The organism is Amycolatopsis taiwanensis DSM 45107, from assembly GCF_000519205.1.
Taxonomy (GTDB): domain Bacteria; phylum Actinomycetota; class Actinomycetes; order Mycobacteriales; family Pseudonocardiaceae; genus Amycolatopsis_E; species Amycolatopsis_E taiwanensis.
This window is the reverse complement of sequence record NZ_KI912598.1, coordinates 382,505-397,287: the sequence shown is the minus strand read 5'-3', so window position 1 is coordinate 397,287 and position 14,783 is coordinate 382,505. Positions and strand designations below refer to the sequence as shown.

Below are 14,783 nucleotides of genomic sequence, written 5' to 3'. Positions count from 1 at the left end.
TCCGATCTAGGAGGAGGTGGGCTCGGGCGCCGGCGCCTCGCGGCGGACGGACTCCAGCAGAAGCTGGGCGACATCGCGAACGTCGACCCCCTGCCCGGAGTCCTCGCTCTGCCGCTGCACGAGCCCGTCGGAGATCATCACCTTGCAGAACGGGCAGCCCGTCACGATCGTGCTCGCTTCGGTGGCGATGGCCTCGTCGACCCGTTCCAGGTTGATCCGCTTCCCGATCTTCTCTTCCATCCACATCCGCGCCCCGCCCGCGCCGCAGCACAGCGCGCGGTCCGCGTGGCGCGGCATCTCGGTCAGGGTGGCGCCGGCGGCCCCGACCAGTTCTCGCGGCGGGGTGTAGACCTTGTTGTGACGGCCGAGGTAGCACGGGTCGTGGTAGGTGACCGTGGCCCCGCCGACCGGGGCGACCGGCGTGAGCCGGCCGTCCCGCACCAGCCGATTCAGCAACTGCGTGTGGTGTACGACCTCGTAGCGCCCCTCGAACTGCGGGTACTCCCGGCTCAGCGTGTTCATGCAGTGCGGGCAGGTGGTCACGATCTTGCGCCGGCCCGGCTCGCGGCCGGAGAACACCGCGTCGAGGTTTTCTTTGGTCTCCTGGGCGAGCATCTGGAACAGGAACTCGTTGCCCGAGCGGCGCGCCGGATCGCCGGTGCAGGTCTCGCCGGTGCCGAGCACCGCGAACCGCACCCCCGCCAGGTGTAGCAACTCGGCCGTGGCGCGCACGGTCTTGCGGGCGTTGTCGTCGAACGCCCCCGCGCAACCGACCCAGAACAGGTACTCGCTGTCGTCGGGCAGTTCGCCGTCACAGACGGGCACTTCGAAGTCCAGGCCGGCGGCCCAGTCCATGCGCTGCGAGTTGTTCTGCCCCCATGGGTTGCCCTTGTTCTCCAGGTTCCGGAACAGGGTGCCGAGTTCGGTGGGGAACGCCGATTCGATGAGCACCTGGTGGCGCCGCATGTCGACGATGTGGTCGACGTGCTCGATGTCCACCGGGCACTGCTCGACACAAGCTCCGCAGGTGGTGCACGACCACAGCACGTCCGGATCGATCACGCCGCCGTCCGGCACGGGGCCGACCAGCGGCACCTCGGGCCGGTCCGGCTTGCCGTCGAGCAGATAGGGCGCCTGGCCGAACAGGTGGTCCCGCAGGTCCATGATCACCAGCTTCGGCGACAGCGGCTTGCCCGTGTTCCAGGCCGGGCACTGGCTCTGGCAACGCCCGCATTCGGTGCACGTGGCGAAGTCGAGCATGCCCTTCCAGGTGAAGTCCTCGATCTTGCCGCGGCCGAAGATGTCGTCCTCGCCGGGATCCTCGAAATCGATGGGCTTACCGCCGGACTCCATCGGCAGCAGCGGGCCGAGCCCGTCGGGCATCCGCTTGGCCGTGACGTTCACCGGCGCGAGGAAGATGTGCAGGTGCTTGGAGTGCAGGACGATGACCAAGAACGTCAGCATGACGCCCAGGTGCAGCAGTAGCCCGACCGTTTCCAGCACGTCGTTGACGCCGGCACCCAGCGGCCTGAGCGCGTCGCCGACCCCAAGTGACACGTAGGCGCCCGAGTCGTACGGAAAGGTCCCGGCCGCCGCGGAGGCGCCCCGGAACAGGAACATCGTCCAGATCACGTTGAAGATCATCAGCAGGATCAGCCAGGCGCCACCCAGATGCGAGCCGTAGAACCGCGAAGCCCTGGCCTTGCGCTCCGGCGCCTGCCGGATCCGGATGATCGCGAACACCACCAGCGACACGAACACCGCGACGGCGATGAAGTCCTGCAGGAAGCCCAAGATCGGCGACCGGCCGATGAACGGGATGTGGAAGCTCGCGGTGAACAGGGAGCCGTACGCCTCCAGGTACACGGTGGCGAGGACCAGGAAGCCCCAGAACGTGAAGAAGTGGGCAAGGCCGGGAACCGACCACTTCAGCAGCCTGCGCTGGCCGAACACCTCGGTGAGATGGGTCTCGGCGCGCTTTCCGGCCTGCCCGGTGCGGCCGGGGGCCGGCTGACCGGTGTTGATCAACCGGTACAGCCACCAGGCCCGGCGCCCGGCGAAGGCGAGGCCGATGGCGGTGATCGCCAGACCGATGATCAGCCGAACTAGCACGAGTCCTCCGCTTGGTCTTTCGTCCAGGCGTTGCGGAGATCACGTTACCGCGTGGTAGCTACAGTGTGAAGCGTGTCACTCGGAGTAGTAGTTGCGGGCCTTCATGGCACACCGCATCTTGCGGACCTGCCAGTATTTCCGGTAGAGCCGCGGCGCGCGCAGGCGATCCGGGTGCAGCCCGAGACGCTCGTAATGCCTTGTCCCGTAACGCCTCTCGCACTCGCTCGCCTCGAACTGCTCGGTCGCCCAGCCGAGCCAGGCGCGGCGCAGGATCTGCCCGCACCCGAGCCGGCGGACTTGTGACACATAGTTACAGAACCGGTGCGCAACGCCAAGGTTCGGCAAACCGTCGGCCCGCGGGGGCGCGAAGGCCACCTGGTCGACGACACCGTAACCGGGATGCCGGTGGTCGCCGGTCAGCCGTACCCGCAGGCCGCAATAGGAGCAGGCGTAACCGGCGAGGCGCACCACGGACCGACCTCCTTGACCACTCAATGTGGAGCCAGTGTGACCTGGAGCACTTGGCGACAAAAGAGGCCGAACGACCTAACTCCGACAGATTCAGCGAAGCGGCTCTATGCGGAACACCGCGATGCGTTCCGCAGCGGCGGCGACCTCGTCGGGCGTCGCCCCCTCCGCCAACCCGGTGGTCACGAACCGTTTGCCGACACTGGCGTTCGACGTCCGCACCAGTTCGTGCAGAACGGGCCGACGCTCCTCCACCGGCAACTCGATCAACCGCACCGTGGACGAGTGGCGCCCGCGGGTCAGGGTCGCGGTGTCCGCCGCGCGCACGTTGGCTACCCAAGCCGCCCTCGGATAAGCCTGGAAGATGTACTGCCCGCCGGTCAGCGGGAGCACGGCGATCGGGAAGGTGCGCGGGAGGCCGCTCCGGCGTCCCGTGACGGTGATCAGCCGCATCGGCCCGATCACGATGCCGACTCGCTGCAACCCGATGACCGCCTTGTTCATCGAGTTGACCATCCGGCGGTAGGTCCGCCCCTTTTCCTTCTGCTCGACCATTCGTCCATCCTTCACTCGGCGAGATTATATGATTTCCATAGTATATCAAAGCCAAACTACATTGGCCGGTCAGGCTTGTCAGCCGCGAGTCCCCGTTCCCGTCCCGCGAGCCCCACGTTCCGGTCCACCGGGGCAGACGATGAAGGCGTTTCCCGTAGTAGTTGAGCTGGTCAACCTTCTGGAGCCGTTTGATCTAGCCGGGCACGGGCTAGCGCGGCGGTAACAGCGTCGTAGGTTTGACCTGCATCGCGCCCGTCGGTCTGAACCACCACACACTCCGGACGGGTGTCCAGATACGCGGTGAGGTGGTCATGGATCCGCTCCAGCAACACCGGGCCACCACCCCGCGCGACGATCTCTTCGATATGTCGGTGGTGGGTCAGCACGGCGCCCGCCGCTCGACCTGCGAAGCGCTCGACCATCTGCTGCTTGCCAACCATCAACACGACCTCGCGATACTGCGCCCCGGCACGGCCAGCAGCGGCTTGGAATCCCTCGACTTCCTCCCACTTGGTCGCCAACTGCGGCATCACGACATCGTGACCTGTCCGCAGGTGTGTCTCCGCCATACTGACCGCCAGTAGTCGTCCGGCCTTCAACGCCTCCCAAAAGTTGTCCTGCCAACCACCGATAAGGCTGACAACCTGGTCAGTGTCGAGATTGAGCACGCCTGGATGTCGATCGGCATACATCCGGGCAACCGTGGACTTCCCAACGCCGGACGGACCGTTCACATGGATCAATTGCGGCATCCACCAACCCTACGAATCTCGAAGGGGCCCACACACCGATGAGTTCCGCGCCGGTCGATGGTCATAGTCCGCGACTGCCGGTTCGAACTAAGCAAAGGAGCAGCACATGGTGATCGTCGCGGGAACCATCACCGTCGATCCACAACAGCGCGAGTCCTATCTCGCGGGCTGCGTGAGCGTCGTTGAACAGGCCCGCCACGCGCTCGGCTGCCTCGACTTCGCCATCACCGCGGACCTGGTGGATGCCGGCCGCATCAACGTTTTCGAGCGCTGGGAGTCGCGGGCGGCCGTCGAGGCGTTCCGGGGCAGCGGTCCCAGCGGCGAGCAGCGCGCTGCGATGCTCGCCGCGTCGGTGGCCGAGTACGACGTCGCGGGCGTGCGCTCGCTGACCTGAACACCAAGCCGCGCGGCGTGCGGCGACCTTACCGGCCGTGCCGGAAGAGCCTGCGGATCAGCCGGATCGCCACCGAAGCGCCCACGATGGCGAGGCCGAGACGGCCGTGATGCTCCGGCGGGGGCGGTTCGGCCGGGCCCACCGGCACGGCCCGGGGCTCGGCGAGCCCGAGGCGGCGGCGCAGGTCGTCCGCCGCCTCGCTTTCCACCAGGCGCTCATGCTGCTGCAGCCAGTACAGGTAGACCAGAGACGGCGCCACGATCACCACGGCCAGTAGCGCCACGGCCAGCAGGGCCCACAGCGCGCTGCTCGAAGCGCTGCCGTCGACCAGCGTCAGCGTCCCGGGCAGCAGCCAGGGGTACTGGGCCCACCCCCATGCCACGATCACCGACACCACCGCGAGGGCCCCGGTGATCCTCAACAGGTTGTAGCGCCTGATCCCCAGCAGGGTGTCGCGCCGCAACACGAGCAGGCCGAGCGTGGCGATGCCCGCGGCGACCGAGAGGGCGACCATGGGCAGTGCCGGTCCGACGAGCCGGCCGAAGACGTAGGGGGCACCCGTGCTCATCAGGTACATGTTGATGGCCGCCACCACACCGGTGGCCAGCCCAGCGGCCAGCGCGCGGCGCGAGAAGTAGCTCACCAGGTCGGTTTCGCCCCGGTGTTCGGCGTCACCGACCAGGTACACGGCGCCGATATAGGCGCAGGCGCAAACGAACAGGACTCCCGTGACCAGTGCGACCGGGTTCGTCCAGGCTGCGAAGTCGTTACCCACCGAGTGGGCCCGCACTCGGCCGGTGGCCACCGCGCCGATGACGGTACCGAGGAAGAACGGCGCGACCAGCGAGGCTGAGGCGAACATCGCCCCCCACATGCGCCGTGACGGCAGCCGCTCGGCCTCGTGGCGGAACGCGAACCCGATTCCGCGGAAGAAGATCCCCGCCACGGACAAGAACAGCGGAACGAACAGCGCCGTCATGATGCTGGCGAACGCGATCGGGAACGCCGTCCAGATGACGACCAGGCCGAAGATGATCCAGACGTGGTTGCCCTCCCAGACCGGCGTGACCGACGCGTCGATGGTCGCGCGCGGCCGCTGCCCGCGCTCGGTGCCCCCGGCGAACAGGTCCCAGATCCCCGCACCGAAGTCGGCGCCGGCGAACAGCGCGTAGCAGACTATCGCGAGGAACAACACCACCGCACTCAAGATCGATTCCGGTGACGGGTTCATGATCCGGCCTCCGGCACGGGCGGCCCGTAGGGCGTGGTCTCGTACTCCTCCAACCGCGGATCCTCCCGGCGCCAGCGCCGGCTCATCAGCCACGGCACGCCTATGCAGATGCCGGTGAGCACGGCATAAATCGCGATGGTCGCGCCGAGGGTCACCGGCACCCCGCCCGCGGTCGTGACCGCGTCGCGGGTCAACAGCAGCCCGTAGACGGTCCAGGGCTGCCGCCCGACCTCGGTGACGATCCAGCCGAACTCCATCGCCACCACCGCGCCGATCCCGGACAGCGCGGCCGGGATCAGGAACCAGCGCGTGGTCAGGGTCGTGTGGCGGAACCGCCAGACCCAGCCCTGCCACGCGCCGAGCAGCATCAGCGCGAGTCCGATCACCACCATGCCGTCGAAGGTCAGGTGGATCAGGTTGGGCAGCGGGGCGCGCAACTCGGGCGGGAAGTCCTCCCAGCCGATGAGGCGCGGGCTGCCGGCCAGTAGCGAGCCCAGGCCGGGGATGCCGACACCGAAGTACACCTGGCCCTGGTAATAGATGCCGCCCAGCCACTCGGTGACGTTGGTCCCGGTCCGGTCGATCAGTTCCATCGCGGCGAACTTGGCCGGCTGCTGCGCCGCCACCGCGCGTGCGGCGATGTCGCCCACGACGACCTGGATCGGTGCCGCGATCGCGCCCGTCGCGAACGCGATGCCGAAACCCAGCCGGTGGTAATGGTTCCGGCGCCCGCGGAGCATCCCCACGGCGTACACCGCCGCCACGACGAAGCCGGCGACCATGTACGCGGCGAGCACCATGTGCGGCACCTCGTACGGCGTGGCGGCGTTGAAGATCACCGACCACGCGTTGACCGATACGATCCGCCCGTCACGCAGCACGAACCCGCTGGGCACGTTCATCCAGGAGTTCGCCGACACCACCGCCAGCGCACCCAGCGCCCCGGCGACCACCATCGGCGTGCCGGCCCACCAGTGGGCCCACGCGGACAGCCGGCGCCAACCGTAGAGGTAGATGGCCGTGAAGATCGCCTCCAGGAAGAACCAGATTCCCTCGATCGCGAACGGGATTCCGAAGGCGCTGCCGTAGGTGCCCATCAGCCCCGGCCACAGCAGCCCCAACTCGTACGAGAGCACCGTGCCGGACACCGCGCCCACCGCGAAGGTCACGGCCATGACCTTCGACCACCGCCGCGCCAGCAGCAACGCCGCCGCGTCACCATGGCGGATACCCCGCCAGTGGGCGGCGAGCACGATCGTCGGAAAGGCGATGCCGAAGCAGGAGAACACGATGTGGAAGCCCAGCGCCGCCCCCATCTGGGTACGGGCGGGGATGTCCCCCTCCGCCAGCGTCACCAGCGAGGCGGTCACCATCGCGGCACGCCTCCCCGACGAGTGCGGTCGCGCGCCCGAACCCGGACATCGAGGCTGGGACGTGTAGTGCCCTCGGCAGCGGGAACCACCAGATACGGAGGTGAGGCGGCAATGGCAGAGGCGATTGGGGTGATTCTGCTCGGCGTCGGCATTGGTGCCCTCGGTCTTGTTCAAGCGGACATGTATGTGGTCGGACTCGTCGTGATAACCATCGGCCTTGTCGGCGTGCTCGTCCGGCTCGTCTACGGGTGGCTCGACCGACGGTCCACCGTCACGAGCTGACAGCGCCCGCCGCCCGTTCTCGTATTGCCGCTCCTGCCCCGGGCAAACCGCAAGACCCGACCGGGGTTGTGACGCTGCGATCACCCGTTTCGGGAGCTACCACGGGTGGCAGGAATCGGTCCGGGATCCAACGTGAGCACCGCTTGCCCACACACCGGCAACACCCGAGGTCCTCATCGATCCGATGGCCGGCCACGAGGTGGCCTTCACCCCACCCGAACGGGAGTCGTTCGGCTGACCGGGCGGCTGCCGCCGGCACCGAACTCAACCGGAACCGGATCACCGAATACGTCGAACCGGTCACCGCACGGTTCCTGGTGATCGGCTACGAGCGGGAAAGTCGTGGTCGGCTCGGCCGGCCCGGAAAAGGGGCTGAACCCGTGGGTCCAGCCCAGGTGGTCGGGATGACAGGATTTGAACCTGCGACCCTCCGCTCCCAAAGCGGATGCGCTACCAAGCTGCGCCACATCCCGTGGCCGGGTAGCCCCCGAACGAACAGAGGACCCGAATGCGAGCGGGCCAGTTCGCGAAGACCGAGCACCCGCTCCCCGGACACTGTACACCGGCTGTTGACCTTCGCCTCGTCTGGGCACGCTCGGGCCGGCCGCGGGATCAACGGCCGCCGGCGCTCGACGCCGACCCTCGGCGTCGCACAGCAATGGGCCAGCACCATCCTTGATGGCGATCAGAGTGGTCGCGTCGCAGGAAATGTGTTCGTGGCGTGCCAGTAGGTGACCAGACGTCAAGTTTGAAACCTTACCCCGGCTTCAGACACGAAAACGCAATATTCGCCGTTGATGCGTTACCAGAATGAGTTTTCGTTCTGCAACCGGTTTCTCGGATATTTCCTTCTCTCCGGCGCCGAACCCGACGGCACCCCAGAAAATGAGGCCGGGGGCACCGTCGCCAACCGCCGACACGGCCCGTTTCAGCCTCACGGCGCACAAATCTCGTAGACGGTGATCGGCGTACCGGAGACATGGGCGGCTTGCCACCCGACCGCCGGTAACGCGCCGACAACGACGGGCCTTGAAGTGGTGAGTGGATGGTCAGACCTCCGGTCGCTGACAGCACCGCGACAGTCTCGACCAGTGATCTGGTGAGGGTTTACGCATACCGCCAATGAAAGCGAAAGACGCACTGTTCGTAACAAGACTTCTACCCCACCGGGCCACCACCAACGCATCGCGAAGAAAAACAACCAGACCACATTCGCACCACGATCACCGATCCGGTGGACCAGAACCCGGCACACAGATCGCCTCTACACCATCAGCAAGGCCGCGCTGGAGGTGATGGCCCCTCGCCGGCCAACGAGCTGGGCCGACGCCGCATCACCGTGAACAGCGTGGCGCCCGGTGCGCTCCGGGGCGACCTGACCGGGGGTTACACCGTCAACCGGCAGCCAATGGCCGAAGTCACGGCCTGGCTATCCGAACACGTTCCGAACAACACTGGATAATCGCCGGCGTGCGGTTTGGCATCCTCGGCGAGACCCGGGCGTGGCACGACGACGGGACCGAGATTCCCTTGGGGGGACCCGCCCGGCGTGCGCTGCTGACGTTGCTGCTGGTCCGTCCCGGCCAGGTCGTCCCGTCCGGCCGGCTGGCCGAGGAGATCGACCCGGATGCGGCACCGTCGGCGCATGCGCTGCAGTCACAGGTGTCCAGGCTGCGAACGGCGTTGGGATCGGCGGCCACGATCGAGCGCGCCGGGGCGGGCTACCGCATCGTCGTCGCGGACGACACCGTGGACGCCTGCCGGTTCGAGCGGCTGGCCGGGCAGGGCCGGGCGGCGTTGCGCGACGGCGAGGCCGATCAGGCGGTGGCGCTGCTGCGTGATGCCCTGGAGTTGTGGCGCGGGCCCGCGCTGGCCGAAATCACCGAGAGCGAGACGGCCCAGTCCGCCGCCGTCCGGTTGGAGGAGATGCGGCTCGGGGCACTGGAGGACCGGTTCGAAGCCGAACTACGGCTCGGCGGGCACCGCGCGGCCGTGCCGGAGCTACGCGAGCTGGTCGGCCGCCATCCGCTCCGGGAACGATTGGCGGGACTGCTGATCCGGGCGCTGTCCGCCGAAGGCGGGCAGGCCGAGGCGCTGGCGGTGTTCGAGGCGACCAGGCGGCACCTGGCCGAGGAACTGGGTGCCGGCCCCTCCGTCGAACTGGCCGCGCTGCACCGGGAACTGCTGAACGCCGATGCGTTGCCGTCGCTCGCCGCTCCGCCCGCCCAGCTGACCTCCTTCGTGGGCCGCGACGAGGAGGTGACCGAGATCGCGGACCTGCTGCGTACCGCCCGGCTGGTCACGCTGATCGGCCCCGGCGGCGTCGGCAAGACCCGGCTGTCGGTCGAGGTCGCCGCGCTCGCAACCGACGAGGTGTGCTTCGCGGAGCTGGCCCCGTCGAGCGACGGCGCCGGGCTGGCGCGGGCGCTGCTGGGCGCGCTCGGCCTTCGCGAGAACGCGCTACAGCTCACGGACGGACCGCAGGCGCCGATCGATCGCCTGATCGCGGCCCTGTCGGACCGCGCGCTCGTACTGGTTCTGGACAACTGCGAGCATGTGATCGAGACTGCCGCCGAGGTGGTGGCACGGCTGCTGGCGGCCTGCCCGCGACTGCGGATCCTGGCCACCAGCCGGGAGCCGCTCGGCATCATCGGCGAGACCCTGCACCAGGTGCGCCCGCTTGACGAGGCCGCAGCCGTGCGGCTGTTCGCCGACCGGGCCACGGCCGTCCGGCGTGGTTTCACCGCCGAGGACGGGCTGGTGCGGCGGATCTGCGCGGCCCTGGACGACCTGCCGCTGGCCATCGAACTCGCGGCGGCACGCGTGCGCACACTGGACATCGACGATCTCACCGCGCGGCTGGGCGTCGGCAGCCGGGGCAGCCGCACGATCGCCGAACGACATCGGACGCTGCGCTCGGTGATCGCGTGGAGCTGGGACCTGCTCGCCGAATCCGAGCTACGGGCCGCGCGGCGGTTCTCGGTCTTCGCCGGCGGCGCGACCGCCCGAGCCGCGGCGCGGGTGTGCGGCACCGACGAGGAAACGCTGGAATCGCTGGTCGACAAGTCACTCCTGGAGGTCTCGCACGGCCGTTACCGGATGCTGGAGACGATCCGCGCCTACGCCGCCGAACAGCTCGACGAGGCGGGCGAACGCGAGTCGGCGCAACAGGCTCACGCCGACCAAGTACTGGATCTGCTGCGTTCAGCGGACCCACATCTGCGGCGAGCCGAACAGCTGCAGTGGCTGCCGCGCCTGGTAGCCGAACACGAGAATCTTCTGACGGCCCTGCGTTGGGCGGTCGAGACGCCGAACGTCACCACCGGCTTGGAGCTACTCGCCGCGGCCTCGGCCTACCTGTGGATCCGCGGCACGTCCACTTCAGCCGCCCCGTACGCGATCACGCTGCTCGGCTTGATCGGTGCCGGCCCGCCCGCCGGGCTCGGCGAGGACTACGCGGCATGCGTGCTGCTGGCCGCGTCCGACCGGCCGACGTGGCAGCGCCACCGCGCGACCGCCGAAAAGGTCTTGACCGCCGCGTGGCCCGGCGACCGGCCGGGCCGCTACCCCGTCGTCCTGTTGCCGTGGATGATGCGGAACGCGAGCGAGGGCGATCGGCAGGCGGCGTTCGCGCTCGTCTCGGCCCAGCAAAACTGCCCCGAGCCATGGGCGCGGGCGACCGCCCAGTACGTCGCGGGTTTCGGGGCGCTGGGCGACGGAGACACCGCGGCGGCCGAGCGAGCGTTCGACCTGGCCGCCGACGGATTCGGTGCGCTCGGAGACCGATGGGGCACGGCCGTGGCGCTGGACGCGCTCGCCGGCCTGGCGGACGGGCGGGGTGATCGCGCTCGGGCGATCGCGCTGATCGACCGGGCCCTGGCCCTGACCGAACAACTCGGCGCGCAGGAGGACTCGGCCGACCTGCTGGCCAGCCGGGCCGACCACCGCGCCGACACCGAGACGACGGCAGCCCGCGCGGACTATGCCCAAGCCGCGGACCTGGCCCGCCGCACCGGCAGCGCCGCCTGTCTGGCGGCGGCCCTGCGCGGGCTCGGCGACATCGCCCTGCGGGAGGGAGACCCGGCCGAAGCGGAACGGCTCTACACCGATGCGCTCGACCGAATCGATCCGCACTGGGTCAAGAGCCTCGGCGACCGGGTGCGCTGCCTCGCCGGGCTCGGCCGCATCGCCGAAGTACGCGGCGATCACGCCGCCGCCCGCACGTCCTACCAACAGGCCATCGGAGCAGTGGCTGACCTGGCCCCCTCCGTGCCGGACACGCTCCGCATGCTCGGACTGTCCGACGACCTCGTCCAGGCGGTGACTTCACGGTGAGCCCGCGGTGAGCGCGCCCTTGCAGTCTTAGCGTCATGACGAACCGCAACGTACTGATCTCCGGCGCTTCGGTCGCCGGCCCCGCGCTCGCCTACTGGCTCCACCGCCACGGCTTCAACCCCACCATCGTGGAGCGCGCCCCCGCGCTCCGGGATGGCGGCTACGCCGTCGATTTCCGCGGCGAGGCACACCTGTCGATCCTGCGCCGCATGGGCATTCTGGACGACATCGAACGCGCCCGCACCGGCACCGGCTCCATGTCCTACGTCAACAGCGCAGGCAAGCCGGTGGCCCAACTGCCCGCCGACCTGTTCGCCGGAGACATCGAGATTCTGCGCGGCGACCTGGCCCGCATCCTCTACCACGCGACCAGCGAACACACCGAATACATCTTCGGCGACTCCATTACCTCACTCACCGAGGACGCCGACGGGGTGGCCGTCACCTTCGAACGCTCCGCGCCGCGCAGGTTCGACCTGGTCATCGGCGCCGACGGGCTGCACTCCAACACCCGCCGGCTGACCTTCGGACCCGAGGAGAATTTCGTCAAGCATCTCGGCGTCTACTGCGCGATCTTCACCACCGACAACCACCTCGGGCTCGACCACACCGGCCACGCCTACCGCACCGCGAACAAGCTCGTGGCGATGTACAGTGCCCGCCACAACGCCGAGGCCAAGGCCGTCTTCTACTTCGGCTCGCCGGACCTGGACCTGGATCGCCGCGACGTGGCGCGGCAACAAGCGATCCTGACCGAGCAGTTCACGGGCAACGGCTGGCAGAGCGACCGGCTGCTGCACGAGATGCGGCACGCGCCCGACTTCTACTTCGACTCGGTCGGGCAGGTCCGCATGGACGCCTGGACCCGCGGCCGCGTCGCCCTGGTCGGCGACGCCGCTTACTGCCCGTCTTCCCTGTCGGGCATGGGATCCGGCCTCGCGCTCGTCGGTGCGTACGTACTGGCGGGTGAACTGGCCGCCGCGCAGGGCGACCACCGCGTCGCGTTCGTCCGCTATGAGGATGAGATGCGCGCGTACGCGGTGGGCTGCCAGAAGATGGGCGACGGCGTCGCCAAGCTCATGGTCCCCGGCAACCGCTTCATGGCCGCGGCCCTCAACCGGTACTACAAGGTCATGCCCTACCTGCCGGGCAAGAACATGGCCACCAAGATCGCCCGCAAAACCGCCGAGAACATCACCGTTGGTGAGTATGCGGATAGCTGTCACCGGTAATCACCGGCGTGACTTTCGCCGCAGAGCGGGGTTCCTCACGTGTGACCCGTTGGATATAGCGGCATCATGATCGGGTCGGACGTTTCCGGAATGACCTCCAGAGCGAGTCGGCAGTGAGCATTCCTGGCAGAGGAGGCCCCGAAGGTGACAACTGACCGCATGCCTCGCGACAAAGGCTCCGAAGTACACGGGATCTTCGAGAAGATCGCCGGGTACTACGACCGGATGAACTTCGTCATGACGCTCGGCCGCCATGAAAAATGGTGCCGCGAGGTGGCCGCGCGTGTCGCACCGGCCGCGGGCGGACAGCTGTTGGACCTGGCCACCGGTACAGGTGTGATCGCTTTGGAGGCGGCACGGCGCTACCCTGCCTCCGCCGTGACGGGCGTCGACTTCTCGGAGGAGATGCTGAGTCGTGCCATGGCCAAGCCTGGGGCTGACGCGATTCGATGGCAGCGTGCGGATGCAGCCTGCCTGCCGTTCGAGAACGAGTCTTTCGACGGGATCACCGAGGGCTATCTCCTCCGCAACGTCGAGGACCTGGCCGGAGTGCTTCGCGAACAATACCGAGTTCTCAAGCCTGGCGGCCGGATCGTGATTCTCGAAACCTGTCCCCCGAGCGGCCTGCTGAAACCGATCATGGGGTGGGGAGTTCGCGTGGTTGTTCCGCTGTTGGGGCAGCTCGTGGCTCGCGACCGGTCGTCCTACACCTATCTCGAATCCAGCACGCTCGCCTTCAAGTCACCGCAACATATCGCCGATATGCTGAGTGGACTCGGTTTCCGGGACATCGGGTGGCGCAAGAAGTTCTTCGGCACGAACGTCATCCTGTGGGCCACCAAGCCGAAATGATGGAGTTGACGTCAGCCGAAGGCCCCTCAGTGCCCCGACCTACTGGAGGGGCTCGGCACGACCGGACCGCCCGAGGGGCAGGGGGCTCGCCCCGTGGCGGGGGTCCGGGGATCGGCTCCCGGAATAATGGCGGAGAGACAAGGCGAAACGCACAGCGTGAGCAGGGTCCGCCTATCTCGGAACGCTACGCGTCGCAACTATGTCACCGAAGTTGTTAGCGCCTTCGCGTTCCTGGCTGACGATGCTGGCTTCATCGGCCCCGAACGCGACCACCACTCGGTGCTCTGGCATCACGGCACCCTCCGAGTCGAAGTAGCGATCCCAGGGTTTCGGGACCGATGGTGTCGACCAGCCTGACGACGACCGCGCCTGATGGTCAGGACCGGCAGACCTGGCTGCCGGAAATCTACAGCGCGATCGGTTGCGGCGCAGAACCTTCCGGTAGACGCCTCAACGCTCGACACGGCGTTGGAAAACGCCCGAAAGCGCTGCTGTTCCGCGTCGGGCACTGCCGCTCCTGCTGGCCCGCGACGGCCAGCTCATACCGTTGAGAAACTGGCTAGTGTCACGAGTCGTTAATTCGCTTGCAGTATGCGGGTGATTCGAGGAAGTTACCACCCGGCCTTGGTCAAGACATAGCGTCCCACGAAATTGAGCCAGCAGCGGCTGGCCGGGGTGAAACTGGCAGTTGACAGCTCGACCAGGACCCGAAATTCTCTGTCCCATGGAGCCCTCAGAGACCCTCTACGAGCATGCCGGTGGTGACGAAGCGCTGCACCGCCTCGAGGAGTTGTTCTATGACAAGGTTCTCGCTGACCCTGTGCTGAAGGCGCAGTTCAAGGAACGGGTACCGACACACATTGATCATCTGACCTGGTTCACCGCCGAGTCATTCGGCGGCCCCGATCGCTTCACGCAGGAACTGGGTTTCCAATACATCATCGACGTGCACCGGCACCTGAAGATCACCGATGACCAACGGGAACGCTTTGTAACTCTCTATCTGGAGGCGATCGGCGAAGCCGGGCTGCCCAACGACGAGCCATTCCGGCAGGCTGTGCGTGAGCACCTGGAGTTCGGCTCACAGGTCGCCCAGCAGAACTCGTGGGCCAAGACCGATGCCGAGCTTCACCCCATCCGCAACGTGCCGCGCTGGAACTGGCCCGACTGACACCGCGAGCACCCCGCGTTGTCCGG

General features: G+C 67.8%; 12 protein-coding genes and 1 tRNA gene. 6 read left to right on the top strand and 7 right to left on the bottom strand.

Translation table 11 applies throughout. The features are described from left to right. Positions 1–6: 6 nt before the first annotated feature. The 4 genes from A3CU_RS0136685 to A3CU_RS50315 form a co-directional block, all read right to left on the bottom strand. Positions 7–2,112, bottom strand: a complete 2,106-nt coding sequence (locus A3CU_RS0136685) for a (Fe-S)-binding protein (RefSeq protein ID WP_027946422.1) — start codon at positions 2,110–2,112, stop codon at positions 7–9. Between the two features lie 75 nt (positions 2,113–2,187). Beyond that, positions 2,188–2,583: a hypothetical protein gene (locus tag A3CU_RS48515; RefSeq protein ID WP_052372790.1), complete on the bottom strand. Its 396-nt coding sequence runs from the start codon at positions 2,581–2,583 to the stop codon at positions 2,188–2,190. Between the two features lie 90 nt (positions 2,584–2,673). Further along, complete coding sequence (locus tag A3CU_RS0136675) at positions 2,674–3,135, bottom strand: nitroreductase/quinone reductase family protein (RefSeq protein WP_245617492.1); 462 nt, start codon at positions 3,133–3,135, stop codon at positions 2,674–2,676. A 170-nt stretch (positions 3,136–3,305) separates the two neighbouring features. Then, a complete protein-coding gene (locus tag A3CU_RS50315; RefSeq protein WP_063628959.1) occupies positions 3,306–3,887 on the bottom strand; it encodes an AAA family ATPase in 582 nt (193 codons plus the stop codon). Positions 3,888–3,993: 106 nt separating this feature from the next. On the opposite strand from A3CU_RS50315, the gene A3CU_RS0136665 reads away from it, so the two are divergent. Continuing rightward, positions 3,994–4,281: a putative quinol monooxygenase gene (locus tag A3CU_RS0136665; protein ID WP_027946420.1), complete on the top strand. Its 288-nt coding sequence runs from the start codon at positions 3,994–3,996 to the stop codon at positions 4,279–4,281. A 28-nt stretch (positions 4,282–4,309) separates the two neighbouring features. On the opposite strand, the gene A3CU_RS48505 is transcribed toward A3CU_RS0136665, so the two are convergent. Together A3CU_RS48505 and A3CU_RS0136655 are read right to left on the bottom strand one after the other, a co-directional pair. Then, a complete protein-coding gene (locus tag A3CU_RS48505) occupies positions 4,310–5,512 on the bottom strand; it encodes a cytochrome d ubiquinol oxidase subunit II (RefSeq protein WP_052372786.1) in 1,203 nt (400 codons plus the stop codon). Continuing rightward, complete coding sequence (locus A3CU_RS0136655) at positions 5,509–6,885, bottom strand: cytochrome ubiquinol oxidase subunit I (RefSeq protein ID WP_027946419.1); 1,377 nt, start codon at positions 6,883–6,885, stop codon at positions 5,509–5,511. Before A3CU_RS0136655 ends, A3CU_RS48505 begins: the two co-directional genes overlap by 4 nt. Positions 6,886–6,996: 111 nt before the next feature. On the opposite strand from A3CU_RS0136655, the gene A3CU_RS53110 reads away from it, so the two are divergent. After that, a complete protein-coding gene (locus A3CU_RS53110; RefSeq protein WP_156960735.1) occupies positions 6,997–7,167 on the top strand; it encodes a hypothetical protein in 171 nt (56 codons plus the stop codon). Between the two features lie 396 nt (positions 7,168–7,563). Here the strand turns inward: A3CU_RS53110 and A3CU_RS0136645 are convergent. Continuing rightward, a tRNA-Pro gene (locus A3CU_RS0136645) sits at positions 7,564–7,640 on the bottom strand. Between the two features lie 997 nt (positions 7,641–8,637). On the opposite strand from A3CU_RS0136645, the gene A3CU_RS0136635 reads away from it, so the two are divergent. The 4 genes from A3CU_RS0136635 to A3CU_RS0136620 all read left to right on the top strand — a co-directional run bounded on the left by A3CU_RS0136635 (position 8,638) and on the right by A3CU_RS0136620 (position 14,757). Next, on the top strand, positions 8,638–11,502 hold the full coding sequence (locus A3CU_RS0136635; RefSeq protein ID WP_027946418.1) for an ATP-binding protein: 2,865 nt from the start codon (positions 8,638–8,640) through the stop codon (positions 11,500–11,502). A gap of 35 nt (positions 11,503–11,537) precedes the next feature. Then, positions 11,538–12,734 carry an FAD-dependent monooxygenase gene (locus A3CU_RS0136630; RefSeq protein WP_027946417.1) on the top strand — a complete coding sequence of 399 codons (1,197 nt, stop codon included), beginning with the start codon at positions 11,538–11,540 and terminating at the stop codon, positions 12,732–12,734. 159 nt (positions 12,735–12,893) lie between these two features. Then, entirely contained in the window at positions 12,894–13,586 is a 693-nt protein-coding gene (locus A3CU_RS0136625; protein ID WP_043843737.1) for a ubiquinone/menaquinone biosynthesis methyltransferase, read from the top strand. 724 nt (positions 13,587–14,310) lie between these two features. Further along, entirely contained in the window at positions 14,311–14,757 is a 447-nt protein-coding gene (locus A3CU_RS0136620) for a group II truncated hemoglobin (RefSeq protein WP_043843735.1), read from the top strand. The last annotated feature ends 26 nt before the right edge of the window (positions 14,758–14,783 follow it).